Origin of the sequence: Clostridium malenominatum, assembly GCF_039521365.1 — a bacterium.
Lineage (GTDB): Bacteria > Bacillota > Clostridia > Clostridiales > Clostridiaceae > Clostridium_AW > Clostridium_AW malenominatum.
Window position 1 is genome coordinate 608870 of the sequence record NZ_BAAACF010000001.1, and the last position, 25205, is coordinate 634074.

Annotated in this window: 20 protein-coding genes and 1 tRNA gene; 19 read left to right on the top strand and 2 right to left on the bottom strand. The window is 30.2% G+C overall.

From position 1 onward, the window contains the following. The first annotated feature begins 19 nt into the window (after positions 1-19). From selD to ABDZ69_RS03070, 5 genes are all read left to right on the top strand, one after another. Positions 20-1045: a selenide, water dikinase SelD gene (gene selD, locus ABDZ69_RS03050; RefSeq protein ID WP_343766434.1), complete on the top strand. Its 1026-nt coding sequence runs from the start codon at positions 20-22 to the stop codon at positions 1043-1045. A gap of 11 nt (positions 1046-1056) precedes the next feature. After that, on the top strand, positions 1057-2454 hold the full coding sequence (selA, locus tag ABDZ69_RS03055) for an L-seryl-tRNA(Sec) selenium transferase (RefSeq protein ID WP_343766437.1): 1398 nt from the start codon (positions 1057-1059) through the stop codon (positions 2452-2454). Continuing rightward, positions 2455-4362 (top strand): selenocysteine-specific translation elongation factor, encoded by a 1908-nt coding sequence (gene selB / locus ABDZ69_RS03060; RefSeq protein ID WP_343766440.1) that lies wholly within the window; start codon positions 2455-2457, stop codon positions 4360-4362. It begins immediately after the preceding gene. Positions 4363-4436: 74 nt separating this feature from the next. Then, positions 4437-4533 (top strand) — tRNA-Sec (locus ABDZ69_RS03065). 251 nt (positions 4534-4784) lie between these two features. Further along, positions 4785-6959, top strand: a complete 2175-nt coding sequence (locus ABDZ69_RS03070) for a type IA DNA topoisomerase (protein ID WP_343766443.1) — start codon at positions 4785-4787, stop codon at positions 6957-6959. Between the two features lie 320 nt (positions 6960-7279). Here the strand turns inward: ABDZ69_RS03070 and ABDZ69_RS03075 are convergent, their stop codons facing one another. Next, positions 7280-7903 (bottom strand): phosphatase PAP2 family protein, encoded by a 624-nt coding sequence (locus tag ABDZ69_RS03075; protein WP_343766446.1) that lies wholly within the window; start codon positions 7901-7903, stop codon positions 7280-7282. Between the two features lie 181 nt (positions 7904-8084). Here ABDZ69_RS03075 and ABDZ69_RS03080 point away from each other — a divergent pair, with 181 nt between their 5' ends. Genes ABDZ69_RS03080 through holA form a run of 7 tightly spaced genes read left to right on the top strand, consistent with a single transcriptional unit; the run spans position 8085 to position 17255 of the window. Further along, on the top strand, positions 8085-9209 hold the full coding sequence (locus ABDZ69_RS03080) for a glucose-1-phosphate adenylyltransferase (RefSeq protein WP_343766448.1): 1125 nt from the start codon (positions 8085-8087) through the stop codon (positions 9207-9209). A gap of 16 nt (positions 9210-9225) precedes the next feature. Further along, positions 9226-10335, top strand: coding sequence for a glucose-1-phosphate adenylyltransferase subunit GlgD (gene glgD, locus ABDZ69_RS03085; RefSeq protein ID WP_343766451.1), 1110 nt, complete (start codon positions 9226-9228; stop codon positions 10333-10335). A 13-nt stretch (positions 10336-10348) separates the two neighbouring features. Further along, positions 10349-11761, top strand: a complete 1413-nt coding sequence (glgA, locus tag ABDZ69_RS03090; RefSeq protein ID WP_343766453.1) for a glycogen synthase GlgA — start codon at positions 10349-10351, stop codon at positions 11759-11761. A 35-nt stretch (positions 11762-11796) separates the two neighbouring features. Next, positions 11797-12078, top strand: coding sequence for a DUF503 domain-containing protein (locus tag ABDZ69_RS03095; RefSeq protein WP_343766456.1), 282 nt, complete (start codon positions 11797-11799; stop codon positions 12076-12078). 44 nt (positions 12079-12122) lie between these two features. Further along, complete coding sequence (locus tag ABDZ69_RS03100) at positions 12123-14504, top strand: P-type ATPase actuator domain-containing protein (RefSeq protein WP_343766458.1); 2382 nt, start codon at positions 12123-12125, stop codon at positions 14502-14504. A gap of 50 nt (positions 14505-14554) precedes the next feature. Next, entirely contained in the window at positions 14555-16228 is a 1674-nt protein-coding gene (locus ABDZ69_RS03105) for a ComEC/Rec2 family competence protein (protein WP_343766460.1), read from the top strand. A 1-nt stretch (position 16229) separates the two neighbouring features. Continuing rightward, positions 16230-17255 (top strand): DNA polymerase III subunit delta, encoded by a 1026-nt coding sequence (gene holA, locus ABDZ69_RS03110; protein ID WP_343766462.1) that lies wholly within the window; start codon positions 16230-16232, stop codon positions 17253-17255. Positions 17256-17288: 33 nt separating this feature from the next. Here holA and rpsT read toward each other — a convergent pair whose 3' ends face one another. Then, the gene (rpsT, locus tag ABDZ69_RS03115; RefSeq protein WP_343766465.1) at positions 17289-17555 is read right to left on the bottom strand and encodes a 30S ribosomal protein S20; all 267 of its coding nucleotides are present in this window, start codon (positions 17553-17555) and stop codon (positions 17289-17291) included. A gap of 204 nt (positions 17556-17759) precedes the next feature. Between rpsT and gpr the strand changes: the two genes are divergently transcribed. From gpr to grpE, 7 genes are all read left to right on the top strand, one after another. Then, positions 17760-18734, top strand: a complete 975-nt coding sequence (gene gpr / locus ABDZ69_RS03120; RefSeq protein ID WP_343766467.1) for a GPR endopeptidase — start codon at positions 17760-17762, stop codon at positions 18732-18734. A gap of 69 nt (positions 18735-18803) precedes the next feature. After that, positions 18804-19871, top strand: coding sequence for a stage II sporulation protein P (locus ABDZ69_RS03125; protein WP_343766469.1), 1068 nt, complete (start codon positions 18804-18806; stop codon positions 19869-19871). A gap of 66 nt (positions 19872-19937) precedes the next feature. Then, complete coding sequence (locus ABDZ69_RS03130) at positions 19938-20264, top strand: hypothetical protein (RefSeq protein ID WP_343766471.1); 327 nt, start codon at positions 19938-19940, stop codon at positions 20262-20264. Positions 20265-20326: 62 nt separating this feature from the next. Continuing rightward, positions 20327-22135: a translation elongation factor 4 gene (lepA, locus tag ABDZ69_RS03135; RefSeq protein ID WP_343766474.1), complete on the top strand. Its 1809-nt coding sequence runs from the start codon at positions 20327-20329 to the stop codon at positions 22133-22135. Positions 22136-22199: 64 nt separating this feature from the next. Next, positions 22200-23324 carry a radical SAM family heme chaperone HemW gene (hemW, locus tag ABDZ69_RS03140; protein ID WP_343766477.1) on the top strand — a complete coding sequence of 375 codons (1125 nt, stop codon included), beginning with the start codon at positions 22200-22202 and terminating at the stop codon, positions 23322-23324. Positions 23325-23585: 261 nt separating this feature from the next. Beyond that, positions 23586-24602 carry a heat-inducible transcriptional repressor HrcA gene (gene hrcA, locus ABDZ69_RS03145; RefSeq protein WP_425544639.1) on the top strand — a complete coding sequence of 339 codons (1017 nt, stop codon included), beginning with the start codon at positions 23586-23588 and terminating at the stop codon, positions 24600-24602. Between the two features lie 21 nt (positions 24603-24623). After that, the gene (gene grpE / locus ABDZ69_RS03150) at positions 24624-25169 is read left to right on the top strand and encodes a nucleotide exchange factor GrpE (RefSeq protein ID WP_343766482.1); all 546 of its coding nucleotides are present in this window, start codon (positions 24624-24626) and stop codon (positions 25167-25169) included. The last annotated feature ends 36 nt before the right edge of the window (positions 25170-25205 follow it).

Genomic DNA, 25205 nt, shown 5'->3' on the forward strand with positions numbered 1-25205 from the left:
GGAAAGGTAGGTGTTTTACATGGTAAGATTAACTACATTGTCAAAAACAGCTGGATGAGCAGCTAAAATAGAACCAGGAAAACTTTCGGAAATTTTAGGTAGGTTACCTAAGATGGAAGATAATAATTTAATTGTAGGAATAGAGACCTCAGATGATGCTGCAGTTTACAAATTAAACGATGATACGGCAATAATTCATACATTAGATTTCTTCACTCCAATAGTAGATGATCCTTATACCTTTGGACAAATAGCTGCAGCAAACGCTCTAAGCGATGTGTATGCCATGGGTGGAACCCCTATTACAGCTTTAAATATTGTATGTTTTCCTAGCTGTTTACCGTTAAATATATTAGAAGAAATTTTAAGGGGCGGTGCGGACAAAGTAATTGAGGCCGGTGCCATTATAGTTGGTGGACATTCTGTAGAGGATGACGAGCCTAAATATGGGTTATCTGTTACAGGAGTAGTTCACCCAAATAAGGTTTTAAAAAATTATGGATGTTTAGAGGGCGACCTTTTAATACTGACAAAACCTTTAGGCACTGGTGTTATAAGTACTGCATTAAAAGGAGATATAGCTTCTAAAGAAAGCTACGAAACCTCTGTAAAAGTAATGTCCACACTGAACAAATATGCCAGCGAGATAATAACTCCCTATCCAGTCACGGCTTGTACAGATATAACGGGCTTTGGTTTCATGGGCCACGGCTATGAGATGGCTAAGGCTTCAAATGTAACCTTTAGAATATATAAGGATCTTATCCCTTTTATACCTGAAAGCAAGGAATATGCTGAAATGGGTATAGTACCAGCTGGGACCTATAGAAATAAAGATTATTTAAAAGATAAATATGAACTTAAAAATGTTCCTACTTGGCTTGAAGATATATTATTTGACCCACAAACATCTGGTGGACTACTATTTTCTATTCCAAGGGAATATGGGGAAGAAATACTGGAAAAGTTAAATAAGCTTAGCTTAGAATGTTCTATAGTGGGAGAAGTAATTTCCCTAGAGGAGAGATTTATAATTGTGGAATAAGGTGAGAATGCGTGAAGAAAAATGAGTTGTTAAGAAATTTGCCAAAGATGGACGTTATGCTTAATGAAAAAAAAGTGATGGAATTAAGGGAGAAGTTTTCAGAGGAGCTAATCTATATTTCTATGAAAGAGAGTATAGATTATTTTAGAGAGAAAGCTTTAAGAGAAGAAATAATAAGTTTTTCAAAGGATGATATTTTTAATAAGTTCTACGACCTTGTTAAAAATAAAAACACACCAAATTTAAGAAGGGTTATAAATGCTACAGGAGCAATATTACATACTAATTTAGGAAGAGCACTTTTATCTAAAGAAGCTCTAGAGAGCGTACTCCAAGTAAGCATGGGATATAGTAATTTAGAATTTAATCTAAAAGATGGTTCTAGAGGTTCTAGATATGATCATGTGGAAAAACTTTTGATGGACTTAACAGGTAGTGAAGGGGCAGTGGTTGTAAACAATAATGCAGCGGCTGTACTTCTTGTTTTAAATACCTTATGTAAGGACAAAGAAGGGGTAGTTTCTAGAGGAGAGTTAGTAGAAATAGGAGGCTCCTTTAGAATACCTGAGGTAATGAGTTATAGTGGAGTAAAACTTGTAGAGGTGGGAACCACTAACAGAACTCATTTAAAGGATTATGAAAATGCCCTAGGAGAAAATACTGGTGCATTACTAAAAGTACATACTTCAAACTATAAGATATTGGGATTTACTAAGGAAGTCAATATAGAAGAGTTAGTAAAACTAGGAGAAGAAAAAAATATTCCTGTAATTTCAGACATTGGTAGCGGAACCTTAATAGATTTTTCAAAGTACGGGTTGAGATTTGAGCCTACAGTTCAAAGCTACGTGGAAAAGGGAGTAGACATAGTTACCTTTAGTGGAGATAAACTTCTTGGGGGGCCTCAGGGAGGAATTATTGTAGGGAAAAAGAAATGGATAGAAAAGATTAAAAACAATCAATTAACTAGGGCTTTAAGAGTAGATAAAATGACTCTAGCGGCACTAGAGGCCACTTTAAAATCCTATCAAGATGAAGAGAGAGCGATAAAAGACATACCTACTCTTAGTATGATGACAAGTTCAAAGGAAATACATAAAAAAAGAGGAGAAAAATTAAAAAGAAGCTTAAAAAGTAAGTTAAATAACTTTAATATAGAGCTTTGCGAGGATTATTCTGTGGTTGGTGGAGGGGCCATGCCAGAGGAAAAAATAGAAACCTATGTGATAAAGGTTAAAAGTGATTTGTATAGTTCGTGCCAAATTGAAGGAAAATTAAGAAATAATAAAATCCCTATAATTACAAGGATATATAAAGACTATGTAATTATGGATTTAAGAACAATAATGGATGGAGATTTTCCTGTAATAGTGGAAGCTTTTATGGAAATTGAAGGGGAGAAGATGTAAATGAAGCATATTATTGTGGGAACAGCAGGTCATATTGACCATGGTAAAACTACATTAATAAAGTATTTAACGGGAAGAGATACAGATAATTTAAGAGAAGAAAAGGAAAGAGGCATATCCATTGACTTGGGGTTTACATACTTTGATTTGCCTTCAAGAAAAAGAGTTGCCATAATTGATGTACCAGGCCATGAAAAATTTGTAAAAAACATGCTAGCTGGAGCTAGCGGCGTTGATTTAGTTTTAATGGTCGTTGCTGCAGATGAGGGGGTAATGCCTCAAACAGAAGAACATTTAAATATTTTAAACCTTTTAGCTATTAAAAAAGGTGCAATTGTGCTAACCAAAAAAGATTTAGTAGAAGAAGAATTATTAGAATTTAGAATGAAAGAAGTTAGAGAAGCCTTTAAAGATAGCTTTTTAAAAGACTCCACCATCTGCCCTGTTTCCTCTAAAACTGGGGAAGGTATGGAAGAGCTCATAAAAACCATTGAGAATTTAATAGAAGAAACACAAAGCAAGAATATAGAAATGCCATTTAGATGTTCAGTGGATAGGGTGTTTTCTATAAGTGGTTTTGGTACTGTAATAACAGGTACAGTGATTAGCGGAAGGGTTGAAGAGGGAGAAACGGTGGAGATATACCCTTCAAATATAAAGACTAGAATAAGAGGCATTAGAGTTCATGATGAAAAAGTAAAATTTGCTGAAGCCGGTGAAAGAGCTGCCATAAATCTACAAGGGGTTAAGGTAGAAGAGGTATCCAGGGGAGATGTAGTTGGTGAAATAGGAACCATGGAAAACTCTTTTATTGTGGATTGTAAGCTATACTACTTAAAAGAGGAAGAAAAATCTTTAAAAAATAGGCAGAGAGTAAGAATACATCATGGAGCAAAGGAAGTAATAGGAAGAGTTCACATTCTCTCTAAAGAGGAATTATTACCTGGAGAAGAGGTCTATGTACAGCTGAGATTAGAAAATCCTTTACCATGCAAAAGAGGGGATAGATTTATCATAAGAAGTTACTCTCCTGTGCATACCATAGGTGGAGGAGTTATTTTAGAGCCTTTAGCTAGGAAAGAAAAAAATATGAAAGAAGAATACATAAAGGATTTAGTACTTAAAGAAACAGGAGATACTAAAGCTCTAATAGAAAAAACAATTTTAAAATATAGCTCTCAATATCCAACAATTAATTTTATAAAGAAATATATAAATATAAAAGAAGAGATTTTAAAAAAGGAATTTAAGGTCTTAGAGGAAGAGGATAAAATTTTAGAATTAAATAAGGGTGGAGAAAGTGTATATCTACATAAAAATTATATTGAAGAGATTATATATTCAATAAAATTGATTTTAAAGGACTATCACGGAAAAAATCCACTGAAACCAGGGGTAAAAAAGGAAGAAATAAAAGGGAAGATCCTTAATAATGACACTAAACAAAAGATATATGATAGCATTTTAGAAGTTATAAAAGATATGGGAGTCATAGATATAAGAGAAAATTACATAAGCTTAAAGGAATTTACCATAAGCTATAATGAAAATGAAAGAAAAATTAAAGAGTATATACTAGAAGAACTTAATAAAAATCCATTCTCTCCACCCTCTTATGAAGAGTTAAGTAAAAGCGAAAAGAATTTAAGGGATTTCAAAGGGGTATTTGACTCATTGGTGGAAAAGGGTGAAATATGTAAAGTTAGCGATAATATATTTTTTTCAAGGGAAGCTATAGATAGGGGAAAAGAGATAATTAAAGCTCATATAGAGGAAAATGGAAATATAACCTTAGGACAGATAAGAGATTTATTTGGTACTACTAGAAAATATGCTTTCCCTCTAGCTGAATACTACGATTATATTAAATTTACTAAAAGATTGGGAGAGGGAAGGATTTTATATTAACAATATATTGACTTATAATAAAAAGTGTATTAAAATCTTAGAATATATACCTTAAAGATATATATTCTAAATATGGGAGTAGATAAGTGCTGGTGTGCTTGGTAGTCTTCAAAACTATACTGTGGGGCTAATACCCTCATGGGTGGGTTCGATTCCCACATATTCCCGCCAAATTTATTAGATATGAATAGAATTCCTATGGAATTTCTCTGAGTAAGAAAATTCTGTGGGAATTTTCTTTGATTTATGAGCTTTTATAATTTAATCACAATATACCTTTATGACTTATCGAATCTAGTATTTTTAGGAGTCACCTATGGTGTATATGAAAAATAGATAGTAGAATGATTAGAAAAAGAAGACACGATAATGTATAATAAAATATTAGAACAAGAAAAAACAAACAATAAGGGGCAAGTACATTGAAAAAAGTAATTATTGCAGAAAAACCCTCTGTTGCAAAAAATATTGCTGATGCTATGGGTATTAAGCAACGTAGAGAGGGATACTTCGACGGAGAAGATTATTTAGTAACTTGGGCATTTGGACACTTGTTGCAATTATATGATGCAAAAGATTATGATGAAAATATGAAAGGTTGGAGAATGGAGAAGTTTCCATTTATACCATCAGATTTTAAATATAAGATTAAGAGTGATAATTTAAATAGAAATGTTATAGACAAGGGTGCAGAAAAACAAATTAATATAATAAAGTACTTAATAGATAGAGAAGATGTGGATGGCGTAATATCTGCAACAGATTATGATCGAGAAGGGCAAGTTATTTCCGATGAGCTATTCATACATTTTCATATTAAAAAACCAATTTATAGGCTTTTACTTAATGAATGGACTGAAGATGAAGTAAAAAAAGGTATGAGCAATTTAAAACTTAATAGTGAAATGCAACCACTTCAAGATGCAGGAATAGGGAGGCAAATAGCAGATTGGGTAATTGGAATTAACTTAACATCAGTAGCAACCTTAAGATATGGTGCTAGTGAGAAAAAAATAATAAATATTGGCAGAGTATTATTACCAACACTAAAGATAATTTATGATCGTGATAAGGAAATAGAAAATTTTCAGTCTAGTTCATATCACAAGTTAATAATAAAAGTTAAATCCAAGGATAATATAGAGTTTGAAAGTTTATATTATGAAAATAATAGTGAGCAGTTTACAGATAAAGAATATTTAGAGGAAATAAGTGGGGATTTAGTTAATAAAAGAAGTGTAGTTGTTGATAAAGAAGTGGAAAAAAAGCGAGAATACCCTGGGCCTTTGTTTAATTTATCTAATTTGCAAGGATATATTACAAGTAAATATAAGGGATGGACATCAGATAAGGTGTTAAAAGTAGCTCAAAGTCTTTATGAAAAAAAATACATAACTTATCCAAGAACAGCTAGTGTGGTATTAGATGAGAGTTTAGAAGATAGAGCTAGAAAAGTATTAGAAAACCTAAAAAAAGGGTTGCCATATGAGAGTCAAGTTGAGTTTATTAAAAACAAAAGAGTATTTGATAGTTCAAAAGTAGAAAGTCATAGTGCTATAATACCAACATATGTTATTCCCAAGGGAATAAGTTTAGAAGAAGAACATGTTTATAATGCGATAAAAAATAGATTTATTATGCAATTTATGCCTGTAGCTGAATTCGAAGAAACTAAAATTACTCTTAAAGTTAATGATGAAAAATGTAGTGGAGAATTTATATCTAAAGGAAGAGTAGAAGTTATTAGAGGCTGGAGGGTAGTTGAGAAAATCGAAACAAAAGATACTATATTACCCTTAGTAGAAAAAGGTGAAAACCTTGATATTACTGATAGTAAGGTAAATACAGTTACAAAGAAACCACCGAAACACCACACAGAAAAAACCTTGCTAAGATTCATGGAGACTTGTGGAAAAGGTTTTAAAGAAGATAAAGAAGATGATGAAAATAGTTCTGATGAAATGATGCAAGCTATATTAAGTGGATTTAGTATAGGTACACCTGCAACTAGAGCGGAAACTATAAAAAGGTTAAAAGATATAGGATATATACAGTCAAAAGGAAAAAATCTAATAACAACAGAACTTGGAAGAACAATAGTTGAGATATTTCCAGCTAAGGAATTACTAGATTTAGAATATACAGGCAAACTTGAAAAAACTTTATCTGATATAGAAAAAGGTAAGTTTATGAAGAGTGACTTTTTAAACTTAATCTTTGATTTTATAAAAGCCTCCGTGGAAAAAATTAAGAAAGATGATTCTATTCTTAGTAAATTTAAAATTGAACCTCCAAAAGAAATTGAAATAATAGGAAAATGTCCTGTGTGTGAGAATGCTGTTATAGAAAGTGAAAAGGGCTTTGGATGTATTAATTGGAAGAATGGATGTAAGTTTACAATATGGAAAAGCGATAAATATATTTCTTCTTTTGGGAAAGTTGTTTCTAAAGAAATGGTTAAATTATTACTTCAAAACGGTAAAGTTGGATTTAGGAATCTAAAGAGTAAAAATGGAAAGATATTTAGTGCATATTTTAGATATGAAAAAAATGAAGAGTCAGGTTATTTTAATTGGAAAATAGAATTTATAAATTAATTGTTTTTCATACATAAATTATTAAAAAAAGGTAACAATACTATTATGATAACCTCTTCATTTTGTCCCCCTCATGGGGGATTTTTTTTATATAATTTATATAATATAGAAAGGAGATATATGTATGCATAGAGAAGGTAAGAAGGAAGCTAAAAAAGGGAGCAATAAGACCTCAAGTCCAGAGGTAATACATTCAGATGAAATCAAGAAGCATGATGCCAATAAAAAGAATTTAAAGTAGTAGTGTTTTAATGTAAAAAAGTCGTAAAAATGATATAATAAAATAAAAGAATAAGGAGTATGGAAATATCCATTACTCCTTATTCCATATCCGGAATGAACGGTACTCTTAATTTAACTTTACCCGCTAAAAAGAAAACAACCTCTCCCAATAAAATTGCTGATACTAAATCTAAAACTACGTGTTGCTTTACAAATAAAGTTGAAATTATTATTAGAGAAGATACTGTATATACAAAAACTTTTATAAGAAGATTATCTTCAAAGTTAATGCCTTTTATCATTAAATAAGAAGTTAATACATGTATGCTTGGAAAACAATTGAAGGGCTTATCAAAATAATATATAACTTTAGTCAGTTTAGTAAAGGTATCATCTCCATATAAAACTGGTCTTGGCACTGTAGTCTGAAAAACATAATAAGTTACATAGCACAACAGTAATCCTAAAATAATGCTAAATAAAGTTCTGTAATAAGTTTTTAAATTTTTCATACATAAGTAAAATAATGTAAATATAATAAAAGGATACCAGATTATATATGGAATAATGAATTCCTTAAGAAAAGGTATGTTCCTATCAAATTCAGTAATTATTGTATAAACACCTCTATTGGAATTGTTTAATAAAGTATAAAACACATTAACTATGGGTATGGAAATTAATGATAGCATATGAAAAATATTAGTTTTAAATTTTCTCATATTTACCTCCTTGGTTTATTATTCCATCTTCCATTATTTTAATACATATATATTAAAAATGTATATATTAAAAGCTTAAGAAAATCTTAACTTTATAAAATTAAGTTCTTCTTTTAGTAATATATACTACTAGTGCACAATAAGATTATATATAAATGATTAATAGGTAGGTGATTTTATCATGTATAAAAAAGAAATAATTGCTATGATACTAGCTGGTGGACAAGGTGCTAGACTAAAAAATTTAACAAAACATAATGCTAAACCAGCGGTTCCTTTTGGGGGGAAATATAGAATAATTGATTTTACTCTTAGTAACTGCTCTAATTCGGCTATAGATACTGTAGGAATACCCACTCAATATCAACCTTTAATATTAAACTCTCATATTGGGATAGGAAGTCCTTGGGATTTAGATAGAATACATGGGGGAGTAGCCCTGTTGCCACCTTATCAAAGTATCACCGGAGGAGATTGGTATAAAGGTACAGCTAATGCTATTTATCAAAATATTAATTTTATAGAGGAATATGAGCCTGAATATGTTTTGATATTGTCAGGAGATCATATTTATAAAATGGACTACTCTAAAATGTTAGATTTCCATAAAGAAAAAAAGGCTGATGCTACCATAGCTGTAATAAATGTTCCTATTGAAGAGGCTAGCAGGTTTGGTATTATGAATGCAGATGAAGATGGATTAATATATGAATTTGAAGAAAAGCCTGATAGTCCTAAAAGTACATTAGCATCCATGGGTATATACATATTTGATTGGAAGTTATTAAAGCAATTTTTAATAGAGGATGAGAATAATAAGGACTCCAGCAATGATTTTGGTAAAAATATTATACCAACCATGATTAATAGTGGGAAAAAACTATTTGCCTATTCCTTCGCAGGGTATTGGAAGGATGTAGGAACCATTGAAAGTTATTGGGAAGCTAATATGGATTTGATACAGGACAACAAAGATTTAAATATATATGATGATAAGTGGAAAATATATTCTTCTAATCCCATAAGACCTGCTCAATATATAGGGGATGGGGCGGAAATATCTAATTCTTTAATAACAGAAGGCTGTTCCATTTATGGACAAGTAATTAACTCTGTAGTTTTTCAGGGAGTTCATGTGGGGAAAAATGCTATAGTTAAAGATTCTGTTATAATGGCTAACAGCATAATCAATGAAGGAGCTTACATAGAAAAAGCAGTAGTTGGAGAAGGAGTAGTAGTAAATGAAGGTACAAGAATTGGAAATAAAAATACTATCACATTGATTAGCGAAGGAGAAACACTATAAAAAGGGGGCATTTTTAATGATTAAAGATTACATGGGGATTTTAAATTTAAATGAAAATGAAGACAATATAAAACCTCTTACGGTAGTAAGGCCGTTAGCTTCAATTCCAATTGGAGGAAGGTATAGAATTGTAGATTTTATCTTATCTAACATGGTAAATGCGGGTATAGAAAATGTAGGTATTTTTACTAAAACAAAATCTAGATCCCTATTAGATCATTTAGGCTCAGGCAAGCCATGGGATTTAGATAGAAAAATCAATGGTTTATTTATTTTTAATTTTGGCCAAATGTCTTCTTATAGTGAGGATGTAGATTTGTTAAAGACCAATATGGAATACTTTAATAGGAGCAAACAAAAATATGTAATTTTAGCTTCTTCAGATATGATATGTAATATAAACTTTAAGGAAGTAGCGCGCTCACACCAAAGTAGTGGCAAAGATGTTACTATGGTTTATAAAAACATAGATGATGGTATTTCAAATTTTATTGGATATGATTCATTGAATATGGACAAAGAAGGTAATTTAAGTAGTATAGGTAAAAATATAGGAAGAGAAGATAATATAAGCATATTTACTGGAATTTTAGTAATGAAAAAAGATTTTTTGGTAGAAATATTAGAAAAAGCTCTTCAGACGGGTTCAGCTAAGAATGTTAAAGGTTATGTGAAAAAAAACTTTAAGAAAATGAGTATAAATCTTTATAAGTTTGAGGGATATTTGCAATGTATAAACTCAATTACTACTTACTATAAGGCTAATATGGATATTCTTCATGAAGAAGTAAGAAAAGAGTTATTTTATAAAAATGGACTAATCTACACTAAGGTAAAGGATGAAGCTCCAACTAAATACGGGGAGGCTTCTAAGGTTAAAAACTCTTTAGTGGCAAATGGATGCATTATAGAAGGTGAAGTAAAAGATAGCATTATTGGTAGAAGAGTAAAGATAGGCAAGAGTGTAAGGATAGAAAACTGCATCATAATGCAAGGAAGTGAAGTAAGGGAAGGGGCAATATTAAAGAATGTAATTATTGATAAAAATAATATTATAGATATCAGTAAAGAACTCATTGGAGATAGAGAAAACCCACTAGTTATAGAGAAAAGAGTTTTAAAGTAGGAGGAGGGTTTTAATGAGAGTTTTATTTGTATCTTCTGAAGCCTATCCCTTTATAAAAACAGGGGGACTCGGTGATGTAGCTTATGCATTGCCAAAGGCTTTAAGGAAGCTAGGGATTGATGCTAGAGTGATTATACCTAACTATTCTAATATAAATGAGGAATATAAAAAAGATATGGTAGATATAGGGGAATTTAATCTTCAGCTGGGATGGAGAAATCAACATACTTCCCTATATTTTTTAGATGGAGAAGTACCGTGCTATTTTATAGACAATGAATATTATTTTAGTAGAAATGATTATTATGGATATTATGATGATGGTGAAAGATTTGCTTATTTTTCTAAAGCTGTATTAGAAAGCATCAAATACATAAAAGAATTTGCTCCAGATATAATTCATTGCAATGACTGGCATAGTGGCATTATACCAGTTTTATTAAAAGATAAGTATTACAATGAACAAGAATATAAAAATATAAAGACTGTTTATACCATACATAACTTAAGGTATCAGGGGATTTTTGGGAAAGAAGTTTTAGGAGATATTCTTTCCTTGGATGAAGAATATTACTCCGAAGATAAATTGAAATATTATGATGGAATTTCCTTTATGAAGGGTGGAATAATTTATGCAGATAAAGTTTCTACTGTGAGTAAAACCTATGCCGAGGAAATTAAAACAGAAGAGTATGGGGAAGGACTCCATGGACTATTAAGATATTATGAGGGAAAATTAAGAGGCATAGTAAATGGTATTGATTATGATTTGTATGATCCAGAGAAAGATGAAGAGCTCTTCGTAAACTATGGTTATGATAATTGTTATTTAAAAGAAGAAAATAAATTATCTCTTCAAAAGGAGTTAAATCTAAAAGTTGATAATACTATACCAATGATTGGGATGATAACCAGACTAGTAGATCAAAAGGGTTTAGATTTGGTATCTAAAATTATGGATGAATTAATTAAAAAGCCTATTCAACTAGTGGTTTTAGGAACTGGATTTAAAGAGTACGAAGATATGTTTAAAAGATATGCGTATATGAATCCTGAAAAAGTATCTATAAATCTATTTTTTAGTGAGGCTTTAGCAAAAAAAATATATGCGTCCTCAGATATATTTTTAATGCCGTCAAGATTTGAACCCTGTGGAATTGGCCAACTTCTAGCCATGAGATATGGAAGCATACCTGTGGTTAGAGAAACGGGAGGCTTAAAGGATACTGTAAATATAAATAATGGATTTACTTTTAAAAACTATTATGAATGGGATTTTTTCTACGTTTTAGATAAAGCTTTAGAAGCTTATTACGATAAAAGTAAATGGAAGGATAAGATTAAATCTGCCATGATTTCAGAGAATAGTTGGAGCAAATCAGCAAATGAGTACTTAGCTTTATATAATGAATGCCTTTGGGGATAATAAGTATATAATTTGTTTTGATAGGAGAATAGGATATGATTATTGGCACAGGGAGAATTTGCTTAAGAGCTAGCTGGGTACATTCCTTAAAGGAAAAAAGAATGATAGTACAAAGTCTTACTACAAGAGTTAAAAATAAATTTAATGTATCCATAGCCGAAATAGAAAATCAAGATATTCACCAAACTATAGTTTTAGGTGTAGCATGTGTAAGCAATGAAGTAAGGCATGCAAATAGCGTAATACAAAAGGTAATGGATTTTATAGAAGGTAGCACAGATGCAGAAGTAGATGATGTTTTTATTGAAATAATATAGAGAAATTGCGGTGCAATTTCTCTAGTTTTTTTGGAGGGTAACTTATGACAGAATGGTATAATTTAAGCTGGAGTGATGTGGTAGATCAGCTTCAAAGTGATGCATACAATGGATTAACTGAGGACAAGGTTGAGAAATTTAAAAAATTATATGGTAAAAATACTATTTCAATTCCTAAAGGAAAGAATATATTGTATACATTCATTAGTCAGTTTAAAAACCTATGGATACTTTATATGTTTATTATAATAGCTATACACGTTTATTTGGGATATATAAATGAGGGCATAACATTATTTGGCATTATAATGTTAAATATTATTTTAATTTCCTTTAGAGAAAACGAAAGAGAAAAAGAAATTATTGAACTACAAAAGCTTCAATCATCACATGCCACTGTCATACGAAGCGGGAAAAGAATGAAGATTTCATCAGAAGACTTAGTAGTAGGCGATATAGTGCTAATTAATGATGGGGATATTGTTCCAGCAGATATTAGAATAATTGAAGGAAATGACCTGATAGTGAAAGAAGGAGCAGTAACTGGTGAAGGTGACAGTGTAGAAAAATATAGTACAAAGATAGAAGAAAAAGAATTAGCATTAACAGAAATAAGAAATGTACTATTTAAGTCATCCGCTGTTATTCAAGGCGATGGTAGAGGTATAGTAATTGCGACGGGGCAACATACAGAAATTGCAGGTATCATTGGCCTTATACTAGATAGTACTATTGAGATAAATATGATTAATAGAAAATTGCATAATATATTAAATATTTTTACCACAGTTTCAATTATAATTTCAGCATTTTTAGCTATGATGAAATTATATGTATTAGAACATAACATAGAAAATATATTATATATATTTGGATGGATTCCTGCTACTTTTATACCTTTTAGTTTATTTATTCTTATTGAAATAATAGCATATTTTATAATTAAGGATTTTAAGGGAAAAGGAGTGGTTTTCAAAAATTTATCTGTTATTGAAAACCTATCAAAAACTAATATTGTATGCGAAGATAAGGTAGGAGTTTTTTCACAAAATGTTTACTATATAGATAAGATTTATGCTGATGAAGATATATTGGATATGCAAACCTTAAACATAAATGAAGAAAGGGTAAAAAACCATACATTAAAAAGAGTTATAGATATTGGATTAATGTGCAATGAAGAGGCTTTGTTAAAACTTTACAAAGAAAGTCCAGGTGAAAGAGTTTTTATAATTCCCTTTGATAAGGGAAGAAAATTGATGACTACTGTGAATAAAATAGATGGAAATTATAGGGCTGGCGTTAAAGGAGCTCCTGATTCGCTGCTAAATAGTTGTACTCATTTAATGAAAAATGGATTGGAAAAGGAGATTACAGAAGAGGATATAAGAAAAATTAAATATGCAGATGTGCAAATGTCAACAATGGGATTAAATGTTGTTGCCTATGGGTATAGAAATTATAATTATGAGCCAAGTATTAATGAAAACTTAGAAAGTAATTTAGTTTTTGCAGGATTAATTGGGTTTTACAACCCTCATATAGAGAATATTGGGGATATAATAAAAAGAGGTAAAAGCTTAAATGTATATCCTATTATATTTACTGAGGAAAATAAATTAACAGCGGAAACCTTTGGAAAAGAAATAGGATTAATTAATAGAGTAACTAGGGTTTTATCTGCAGTGGAAATGGATAATATGCCTGAGGAAGATTTATTAAAAACCCTTGGAAAAGTTCCTATATTTTCAAGACTTCAATCCAGTCATAAAACCACCATAGGTAAATATTATAAAAAATTGGCACAGAACACAGTAATGTCAGGAAAAAGGGTTTCGGATTTGCCGTACTTAAGAGTTTCAAAAGTTGGAGTATCTGTAGAGGGAAGAAATATAGTTAATAACTTATCAGATATAGTAATGAGTAAAAGAAGCTATGAGGACATTTTAAATTTAATAATTTCATCAAGAAAAATTATAAATTCTATTGTAAGTATAATAGTTTATATTTTGATTATATCTTTAGCTGGAGTTATGCTGAATATAGCTTATAATATATTAGGTTTTGGATATGTTTTAACCACTTACGGAGCATTATGGGTTAATAGCATTACCGCTATAATTTCTTCCATTGCCATAGCCTTGAATTATGAAAATGAAGATGAGTATAAAATAACTTCTATTGATAAAAAGTTATTTAAAGGCATAGCTTTAAAGTCTATTGTTAAAGCTATGATTCTAAGTGGAATAGTCATAGGCTCATTATTTTTAAATGAAAAAATACCATTTTTAATATTAAATTTAAGTTTAATATTATTAGCATTAGGAATAAATAAAAAACATACATTAAAAAGCAAATTATGTTTTTTAATAAACATAATAATACAAGTATCATATTTTATAATTAATATAAGACCTAATATATAGTTTAAACTCCATATTATTGGATAAGATGATAATATGGAGGTGGGATCAATTTGACGAAAAGACCTATAGTAATGTATAGTTTATCTTTTTTCATGGGTTGCCTTTCTTTTTTGTTTTACATAAATAATGTTTATTTGGGTGCAGTTTTAGCTGCATCTTTTTTATATATAATTTTTATTAAGAAAGAAATAATATATTTTTTAATAATTACATCTTTCTTTCTAACGGGTTTTTTTAGAATTACCACTTATTTTAATTATCATCCTAATGGGGAAGAAAGAATTAGAATAATAAAAGCTAATAATAACTATATAGTGGGAGAAGCAAGGGGAAGAAAGTTAAATATTACAGGAGAAATAAATGAATTAGAAGAAGGAAGATTAATCCTAGCAAGGGGTGAATTCTCTAAGGATATAAATTATAAAAGAGGTGTAATTGGAAGTTATAATATTACAAAATACAAAAATCTAAAGGAGGACTTAATATATAAATTTTCAAATTATAAAAGTAATGTTATAGAAAAGTTAAGTGAATACTTAGATGAAGATGAGCTTTCACTGGTGGTATCCTTATGTTTTGGCGACGTAGAAGGATTACATGAAATAGACAAATTCAAATTGCAAAAGTTAGGAGTAATACATGCTGTTAGTGTATCAGGTTTTCACATATCCATAGTTTATAAGTTTATAGAAATGCTAGTAGGTTCTGGGGGAGCATTACTCTGTACCTTGTTTTATGCAATATTTACAGGTCTTAGTTACTCAACCTTAAGAGCATTCATAATGATATTTGTACTATATCTTTCAAAGAGGGTGTATAAAAAATATGATGGGATATCTTCTTTATCACTAGCCTTTATATTGATTCTTTTACATAAACCATACTCTTTCATGGAGATGGGATTTGCATTATCATTTTTGGCAACCTTAGGGATAATATTGCATGATAAGCAGGTGAAAAGTTTTTTAAAAGGATTACCTAAAAAGCTTCAAGATTCTTTGAGCATCACCTTATCTGCTCAAATATTCACATTGCCTTACATAGCTTTTACCATAAATAGCTTTAGCTTAGGATTTTTACTAGGAAATATATTTTTAGTTCCTATATTTTCTTTTGTTGTAGTGCTAGGGAATATGTCTTTATTTTTAATTAAATTTCCTATATTGTTTAAATTTTTATCCTATATACTCTATGGTTTTTGTAATTTAATACAATATATTTCCTATCTGTTAATAAGGATAAGTCCTTCCATGTATTATTTAGGCTTCTATGAAGGGGTTTACTTTATGATTTTATACTTTAGTTATATAATGGTTAGAAAGGGAAGGGATAAGTTTAAATTCTTACCACTTATATCCTTCATTGTAATACTTTTTAATATAATTACTATTTTTCCAACCATAAACTTTATTAATAATGAATATGTAAAGGGAGCTATTATAAGGTATAATAGTGAATGTATTATGGTGTGTAATTATAATTTAGAGCAAGGCAAGGAACTAACAGATATAAAAGATAGATACAAAGTAGCTAAAGTTATAACAGATATAGAAAAAAATTTTGAGATAAATTTAAAAAAATATAAAGCTAATATCATATATGGACAAGAAGATATACTAGGAATTAAATTTAAAAAGAAAAATGACACATTATTTATACCTGCTGACAAGGGAGATAATACTTATAGAATAATTTTCGGAAGGATTTTTAGGTGGAGGGATTAGAGTGATTAATTTATCTGCATTTGAAGATAAAATTAAAAAAGGAATAATAGACAATTGTTATATATTTTGTGGATTAGATGAAGAGATGATTAAGGATAAAATAAAGTTATTACAAAAGAAAGTTTTGTCAGAGAACTTTATGGATTTAAATTTAGTAAGATTTGATGGAGACACTTTGACGAGCTTTGATCCAGTAATAAATGCCTGTGAAACACTGCCTTTTATGGAGGAGAGAAAAATTGTAGTGGTTTATAGGGGTAATTTTTTGGGAGATAAAGATGATGGAGGTAAAAAAACTTTATATAATGAACTAAATAATTATATAAAAAGCATTCCGACCACTTGTATTTTAATAGTTTATTATGTTTTTAAGGATAAAAGAGAGAAACCTAGTAGCAAAATTTATGCATTAGACAAGAAAACAATAGTTGTAAAAGGAGATAAAATTTATGGAAGGGAGCTAGAAAGCAAAGTTAAGAATATTTTTGCAAAAAAAGACAAGGATATTGGAAATGTAGAACTAAAACTATTTTGTTCGCTACTACCAACAGATATGGGAATAATAGAAAACGAAATAGAAAAACTCTGTTGCTATGTGTTAGACAGGGAAATAAAAAAAGAAGATATATACGCTCTTTTAAATAAAAAGGAAGATGATGATATATTTGATCTAGTAGATTTAATCGGAGATAAGAAGGTAAAAGAAGCTATTAATTCCCTAAATGAACTGATGTATAAAGGGGATAAGGCTAATGAAATATTGTTCATGGTGGAAAGACAGTTTAAACTTCTATATAAAGTTAAGTATTCTCTAGAAAGAAGAATGAGTAGAGAAGAAATTTGTGGGGAAATTAAACTTCCTTCTTTTATATGTGAAAAATTAATAAATCAAAGCAACAAATTTACTCTGTCTAAACTTCTAAGAGCATTAGAAATCTGTTTACATTGGGAAAAAACTATGAAAAGTTCATCTTTAGATAAAAAAATTCAGATGGAACTTTTAATAATAGAAACTATGACTGCGTAAAAAATAAAAACCGGTGTAATCACCGGTTTTTTTTTATGCGTTTAAACCATTAAGTTTTGAAGATAATCTTGATTTAACTCTTGCTGCTTTATTCTTATGTATAACTCCCTTAGAAGCAGCCATATCTAATGCTCTTGCGGAAGCCTTGAATTCAGCTTTAGCAGCTTCAAGATTGCCACCAGCAACAGCAGCTAAAAACTTCTTTATAGTTGTCTTTAAAGCTGACTTAACCATTCTATTTTGTAATGTTTTAGTTTCAATTACTTTTATTCTTTTCTTAGCTGATTTAATATTTGCCATTTGTTTTCACCCCCTTATAGATTTTAATAGGGTATCAGCAGTTTTTGGGGAAATCTGCGGATCAGTCCAAATTATTAACAAAAGTTATTATAACATTTATTTCGCATGACTTCAAGGGTATTTACTTATATTTTCATTAGAATATGAATGTTCATTAATGGAAAAGCTATATTGAAAATATAATTAATGAAAGGAAGAGGGTATATGATAAGTGTTAGAACGGATTTAGCTGTGGAAGCAAAAGAGCTTTATGAAGAGAAAAGTAATAGTAAAATACCTGGAGTAGAGGTAGATGAGTATAGAGAGGGAAGTATTAAAATAACAAATGTGAAAGTACTAGATGATTATGGTGAAAGGGCAATGAATAAGCCAAAGGGAACATATATAACCTTGGATATTCCTGAAGCTAGTATATATGATGAAGAAACTATGACTAATGTAAGTAAAACTCTAGCGAAAACTCTAGACCCTTTAATTAATTTAGATGAAAGTATGACTGCTTTAGTTATAGGACTTGGAAATTGGAATGTGACTCCTGATGCTTTAGGACCAAAGGTTGTGGAAAAATTAATGATAACAAGACATTTAAAACAGTTAATACCCAATGAAATAGATGAAGGAATTAGGCCTGTGTGTGCATTAGCACCTGGAGTTCTAGGACTTACTGGAATAGAAACAGGAGAAATAGTTAGCGCTGTAGCAAAAAAAATAAAGCCAAATTTAATAATATGCATTGATGCTTTAGCTTCAAGAAGGTTAGAGAGAATAAATAGAACAATACAAATAGGAAACACAGGTATTTCACCAGGGTCAGGTGTAGGAAACAAAAGAATGGAAATAAGTGAGAGAGTTTTAGGGATACCTGTAATAGCCATTGGAGTTCCAACGGTAGTAGATGCTGCAACTATTGCTAATGACACTATAGATTTAGTTGTAGACGCTATGATAAGTCAAGCAGAAAAAGATTCAGGATTTTATGAGATGTTAAAGTCAGTGGAAAAAAATGAAAGACAAAAACTTATTGAAGAGGTATTAAATCCTTATATAGGAAATCTTATGGTTACACCTAAGGAAGTAGACAGCGTTATTGATAGTATATCAAAAATAATCTCTACTGCAATTAACATAGCTCTTCAACCTGCCTTGGAATTAAAAGAAATTAATACTTATATAATGTAAATATCATATATAAGTTCATCCCCTCATATAATAGGAACATATAACTTTTTACATATGAGGGGGTGCATTATGGATATCAAAGGAGGAAGGGGAAGAAGCAATATACTTGCCTTTATATTAACGTTAACCTTAGTGTTTTTCATAGTACTACCTTTTGTAGCTAAAGCAAGCTCTAAAAGTGAAGGAATAAAGGAAAACTTTTTTTATGTACAAGTATTAAATAATACAATGCCATTAGTACAAGCTACAGTTTTTAATGAAGAGGATTTAGCGGAAAGCAGATTGTCTATTAAGGATAGTATTTTTCATTTCTTTAATTTAGATATTAAGAATCCTATATCCTTAATAAAAAGAGAGATAGCTTACATAACTCCAGAGGAAACGGGAGAAGAGGTGGGGGAAAACAAGGTAAATATCATATTCAACCCATTTAAGTTAAAGGATACAGATATATCTATTAATGACGATGATAATTTAGATATTCCAAATAAGAATGTAACGGTGCAAGAGCCAACTTTAAAAAAAACCTTAAACAAAGCAAAGCCTGAAATATTAATATATCATACTCATACCAGCGAAAGCTTTAAGCCTATAGGAAAAGACAGCTTGGATTTAACTAAAAATATTGCAGCTATAGGAGATTTATTAAAACGTGAACTTGAGGAAAATTATGGGATATCTGTAATACATGATAAAACTATTCACGACGCTACGGCATATATGCAAAGCTATGAAAGATCTGGAGCAACTTTGGATAAATATTTAAAACAATATGGTGATTTTAAGATGGTAATAGATTTGCATAGAGATGCAGTAGATAATAAAAAAGCTGTAACTACAAAAATGAACGGAGAAGAAGTAGCTAAAATTATGTTTGTTATGTCTAAGAAAAATCCCAATTATAAAAATAATTTAGCATTAGTAGAAAATTTAATAACTATATCAGATAAGTTATATCCTGGTTTTTCTAGGGGAATATTTTATTACAATACAGGTACTAGATATTTTAATCAAAATAAAAGTAAAAATGCAGTATTAATAGAAGTAGGAGCTCATACTAATACTTTAGATGAAGCTAAGAATTCAGCAAAATATTTAGCTAGAATAATTGCGGAACGGATTAATGGCAAAAAATGAATAAAATCATACATAAAGGACACCCTTATAATAGATATTTATTCCATTATTAAGGGGTGTTTTTTATTGAGAAAAAGTAAGTATGTAGTAATAATAGGTTTATCCTTAAGTATAATATTCTATGGTATTTTAAAGGTTAGTAGCACTTTACCTACCTTTGTAAAGAATAAATCAAATTTTAAAGTTTATTTTACTGAAAGGCCCTTTGATTTAACCTTTGAAACTAAGAATTATATTATATTTTTAAATGAAAAAGCAATAAATAATATTCAAAATAGTATAGGGGATGTATTTAACCATATAATGCAGTGGTCACAAGACAAGCTTGAAGAAAGTGTAGATGCCGTAGAAAGCAAGGGAGTAGAGGTAATTAGGAGATTTAAAAGGTATTGACATTTCCCCTTCGATTTATGCTATAATTTAGTTTGTACTATTTTACGATGGAGGTATAGTTAATGCAGAGCAAGAGACAAAAATATATAAGAAATTTTTCTATTATAGCACATATTGATCATGGCAAATCAACACTTGCAGATAGATTACTAGAAACAACAGGAACTCTTAAAGAAAGAGAAATGGAACAGCAAATATTAGATTCCATGGATTTAGAAAGAGAAAGAGGAATTACAATTAAGTCTAAGGCGGCTAGGCTAATTTATAAAAGAAAAGATGGAGAAGAGTATACATTAAATCTTATAGATACCCCAGGACACGTAGACTTTAATTATGAAGTTTCAAGAAGTCTTGCTGCCTGTGAAGGAGCAATACTAGTTGTAGATTCAACTCAAGGAATTCAAGCCCAAACCCTTGCAAACTGTTACCTTGCATTAGATAATGACTTGGAAATAGTACCTGTAATAAATAAAATTGATCTTCCTAGTGCTAGACCAGATGAAATAAAAAAGGAAATTGAAGACATTATAGGTATAGATGCATCATATGCACCAATGATTTCAGCAAAAACAGGATTAAATATAGAGGATGTTTTAGAGGCTGTTGTAGAACATGTCCCAGCACCAGAGGGTGATGAAGATGGACCATTAAAAGCTTTAATATTTGATTCATACTACGATACATACAGAGGAGTAGTTTGTCATATAAGAGTAAAGGAAGGAACAGTAAAGGCCGGTACAAAAATTAAATTAATGGCCACAGGAAAAGTTTACGAAGCTACAGAAGTGGGGGTATTTGTACCACAATACATGAAAGTAGATGAACTTAGAGCAGGAGATGTTGGATATTTAACTGCATCTATAAAAAATGTAAGAGATGCTCGTGTGGGAGATACTGTTACAGAGGCAAATAGACCAGCGGAGACATCACTTGAAGGATATAGACCAGCAGTTCCAATGGTGTTTAGTGGTATTTATCCAGTAGATGGAGCAAAGTATGAAGAGTTGAAAGAAACTCTTGAAAAGCTTCAGATAAATGACGCAGCCTTATCCTTTGAACCAGAAACTTCCCTTGCGTTAGGTTTTGGTTTTAGATGTGGATTTTTAGGACTATTACACATGGATGTAATTCAAGAAAGAATAGAAAGAGAATTTAATTTAGATATTATAACAACAGCGCCATCAGTTATATATAAAATAACTAAAACTGATGGAGAATATTTAGAAATTACTAATCCTACAAACCTTCCTGAGCCTACAGAAATAGCTGAGATGGAAGAACCAGTAGTAAAGGTAGGAATAATTACTCCTTCAGACTATGTGGGCCCAATAATGGATTTAGCTCAAAATAGAAGAGGAACTTTTAAAGACATGCAATACTTGGATACGGCTAGAGTATCTTTAAATTATGAAATTCCTTTAAATGAAATAATATATGACTTTTTTGACGTGTTAAAATCAAGAAGTAGGGGATATGCATCTCTAGACTATGATTTAATTGGCTATAAAACCACAGAATTAGTTAAGTTAGATATACTTTTAAATGGGGATGTAGTGGATGCTTTATCTATGATAGTTCCTAAAGAAAGAGCCTATGCGAGAGGTAGGTTCATGGCAGAAAAACTTAAGGAAATTATCCCAAGACAAATGTTTGAAATACCAATACAGGCAGCTGTAGGAGCAAAAGTAATAGCTAGAGAAACTGTAAAAGCTCTAAGAAAAGACGTTTTAGCTAAATGTTATGGTGGAGATATTTCAAGAAAGAAGAAGCTTTTAGAGAAACAAAAAGAAGGAAAGAAGAGAATGAGACAAGTAGGTACTGTTGAAATACCACAAGAAGCATTTATGGCAGTACTTAAAACGGAAGACTAATATAAAAAAGAAGAGTTAGCACTCTTCTTTTTTATAGTTTTTTAGATTTTATACGAGGTGTTTTATGAAAAAAGTTGCTTTATACATACACATTCCTTTCTGTAAACAAAAATGCTTATATTGCGATTTCCCATCCTATGGAGGAATGGATAATTTAATGGATGAATATACTAGAGCATTAGTAAAAGAAATTGGAACTATTCCTAAAGATGTTATTATAGGAAGTATTTTTATTGGCGGCGGAACCCCATCTTATTTAAAAATAGAAAATTTAAAGATTTTAAAAAAGGGCATACTAGGTTTAAATAGGGATAAAGACATGGAATTTACGGTAGAAGTAAATCCAGGGACTATTGACGAAGAAAAAATAAAAGAATTTAAAGATATGGGCGTAAATAGAGTTAGTATTGGTCTTCAAGCTTGGCAACAGGACTTATTAAAAAAAATTGGGAGAATTCATAGTTTAGAAGAATTTTTAAAAACCTATAACATGTTTAGGTCCCAGGGATTTAATAATATTAATGTTGATGTAATGTTTGGATTACCAAATCAAACTAAGGAGCAATGGGTAGAAACCTTAGAAAAAGTAGTGGAGTTAAATCCAGAACATCTATCCTGCTACAGTTTAATTATTGAAGAAGGTACTCCTTTTTATAATCTATATAAAGAAGGAAAATTAACTTTACCCAGTGAAGAGGTAGAAAGAGAGATGTATTCTTACTGCATAAAATTTTTAGAGGAAAAGGGATATAATCATTATGAAATATCAAACTTTACAAAACCTACTAAAGAATGTCAACATAACTTAGTTTACTGGAACTTGGAGGATTATATAGGATGTGGAGCGGGAGCACACTCTTATATTAATGGATTAAGATATAGACATGCAGAAGACCTTTCAGAATACATAAAAGCTTTAAAGGACGGAAAGAATATCAATTTAGATATGCATGAAAATTTATTAAAAGACGAAATGGAAGAGTTTATGTTCATGGGATTAAGAAAAAGAGAAGGAATAAGCATAAGAAAATTTGAAGATAGGTTTAATATAGATATAAATAAAGTTTATGGTGAAATATTAAAAAAATATTTACAATTAGGCCTGCTTGTTGAGAAAAATGGATATATTTCCTTGTCTATTAAAGGATTAGAGGTATCTAACGGCGTGATGTGCGAGTTTATATTATAGTAATTTAAATAGAAAACAAAAGTAATATAGAGATTTATTAAGAAAAACCTATGAATTTATTGAATAATTAGATATTAGGAGAAATAGTCAATATATTAATTAATATTTGCAGTTGACAAATGAGAGAGAGAATGATATTTTTTAATCATAGCAGTTAGCACTCAGTGAAGTTGAGTGCTAATAAAGTGGAACTTGATTCAGATGGAGTTGTAACTCTAACTGAATCTTAGTTATGGGATAAATCGAGGTGATAAGATGGAAATGGATGAAAGAAAAATTAGAATACTTCAGGCTATTATAAATGATTACATCGATACAGCTGAGCCTGTTGGGTCCAGGACCATAGCTAAAAAGTATGATTTAGGTGTTAGCTCTGCAACTATAAGAAATGAAATGGCAGATTTAGAGGAAATGGGTTATTTAGAACAACTTCATAGTTCATCAGGGAGAAAACCTTCTGATAAAGGGTATAGGCTCTATGTTGATAAACTAATGAGAGTTCAAAGCTTATCTCAATTAGAAGTGAATGCAATTAAAGCTCATATGATAAGTTCAGCTATTTATGAAATGGATAGGATTATAAAAGAAGCTACTACCATTCTTGCAGAACTAACAGGACTTACGTCAATAGTTAAATCACCTTCAGTAAAAAAGAGTTCAATAAGAGCTATACAATTAATTAATATAGACGGAACCAGTATATTATCTGTTATAATAACAGATTCTGGGATTATAAAAAATAATATAATTCGTCTTAAAAAAGCTGTTAATGTGGAAACTTTGGTTAAACTAAGCAATGTATTAAATGCAAGGCTTATAAATTTGACCGTAGAAGAAATTAATTTAGAGGTTATAAATAACCTTAAAAATGACTTAAAGGGATATGATGACATTTTTAATGCAATAATACCTGCTCTTTATGAGGGTTTAAATAATATAGATGCATCTGAAATATATATGGAGGGAACTACAAATATATTTAATTTCCCAGAATTTAATGATATTCAAAAGGCAAAAAGTTTTTTATCCTTAGTAGACAATAAAGATAAGATTAAAATTCTTATAAATAATAGTGACAATATAGCAATAAAGATAGGGGAAGAAAACTTTTTAGAAGATGCAAAGGATTGTACTGTAATATCGGCAGTGTACAAATTAGGAAGTAGGCCCCTTGGAACTATAGGTGTTATTGGACCTACAAGAATGCCTTATTCAAAGGTTATATCTATTTTAGGTGGAATAGTCAAAGAGATTAATAAGGCTATAAATGACAAATGATTTAGATTGGAGGAAGGGTTAATGGAGAGGGATGAAAGTTTAAAGGAGGAAACTCCAATTGAGGCAGAGGTAAAGGAAGATGAGGAATTTGAAAATATTTCTTTAGAAGAGGATGAGATTACTTTGCTTCAAAATGAAAATCTAAAGTTAAATAATGAGATAGAGGCTCTAAAGGAAAGATTGCTTAGAACAACAGCTGAATATGAAAATTATAGAAAAAGAACAGCAAAAGAAAAAGAAGGAATATATTCTGATGCTTGTGAAGATGTTTTAAAGGAAATGCTTCCTGTTTTAGATAATTTAGAAAGAGCAATGTCTGTTGAAGGTGAATTAGAAGACCTTAAAAAAGGGATCGATATGACCTTAAAACAGTTTAAAGATTCTTTTAATAAATTAGGAATAGAGGAAATATCTACAGAAAACGGATTCGATCCAAAATTACATGAAGCCGTAATGCATGTGCAAGATGAAAGTTTTGGACCAAATCAGGTAGTTGAAATATTCTTAAAGGGATATAAAAGAGGAGATAAAGTTATTAGATATTCAATGGTAAAAGTAGCTAACTAATTAAATAAAATTGAAGTTAACCATAAGGAGGTAATT

Coding starts and splice junctions, on each gene's coding strand:
- grpE (WP_343766482.1), top strand. CDS start 24,624: ATGGAGAGGGATGAAAGTTTAAAGGAGGAAACTCCAATTGAGGCAGAG.
- selB (WP_343766440.1), top strand. CDS start 2,455: ATGAAGCATATTATTGTGGGAACAGCAGGTCATATTGACCATGGTAAA.
- ABDZ69_RS03075 (WP_343766446.1), bottom strand. CDS start 7,903: ATGAGAAAATTTAAAACTAATATTTTTCATATGCTATCATTAATTTCC.
- gpr (WP_343766467.1), top strand. CDS start 17,760: ATGATAAGTGTTAGAACGGATTTAGCTGTGGAAGCAAAAGAGCTTTAT.
- ABDZ69_RS03100 (WP_343766458.1), top strand. CDS start 12,123: ATGACAGAATGGTATAATTTAAGCTGGAGTGATGTGGTAGATCAGCTT.
- hrcA (WP_425544639.1), top strand. CDS start 23,586: ATGGATGAAAGAAAAATTAGAATACTTCAGGCTATTATAAATGATTAC.
- lepA (WP_343766474.1), top strand. CDS start 20,327: ATGCAGAGCAAGAGACAAAAATATATAAGAAATTTTTCTATTATAGCA.
- ABDZ69_RS03080 (WP_343766448.1), top strand. CDS start 8,085: ATGTATAAAAAAGAAATAATTGCTATGATACTAGCTGGTGGACAAGGT.
- hemW (WP_343766477.1), top strand. CDS start 22,200: ATGAAAAAAGTTGCTTTATACATACACATTCCTTTCTGTAAACAAAAA.
- glgA (WP_343766453.1), top strand. CDS start 10,349: ATGAGAGTTTTATTTGTATCTTCTGAAGCCTATCCCTTTATAAAAACA.
- glgD (WP_343766451.1), top strand. CDS start 9,226: ATGATTAAAGATTACATGGGGATTTTAAATTTAAATGAAAATGAAGAC.
- ABDZ69_RS03125 (WP_343766469.1), top strand. CDS start 18,804: ATGGATATCAAAGGAGGAAGGGGAAGAAGCAATATACTTGCCTTTATA.
- rpsT (WP_343766465.1), bottom strand. CDS start 17,555: ATGGCAAATATTAAATCAGCTAAGAAAAGAATAAAAGTAATTGAAACT.
- ABDZ69_RS03095 (WP_343766456.1), top strand. CDS start 11,797: ATGATTATTGGCACAGGGAGAATTTGCTTAAGAGCTAGCTGGGTACAT.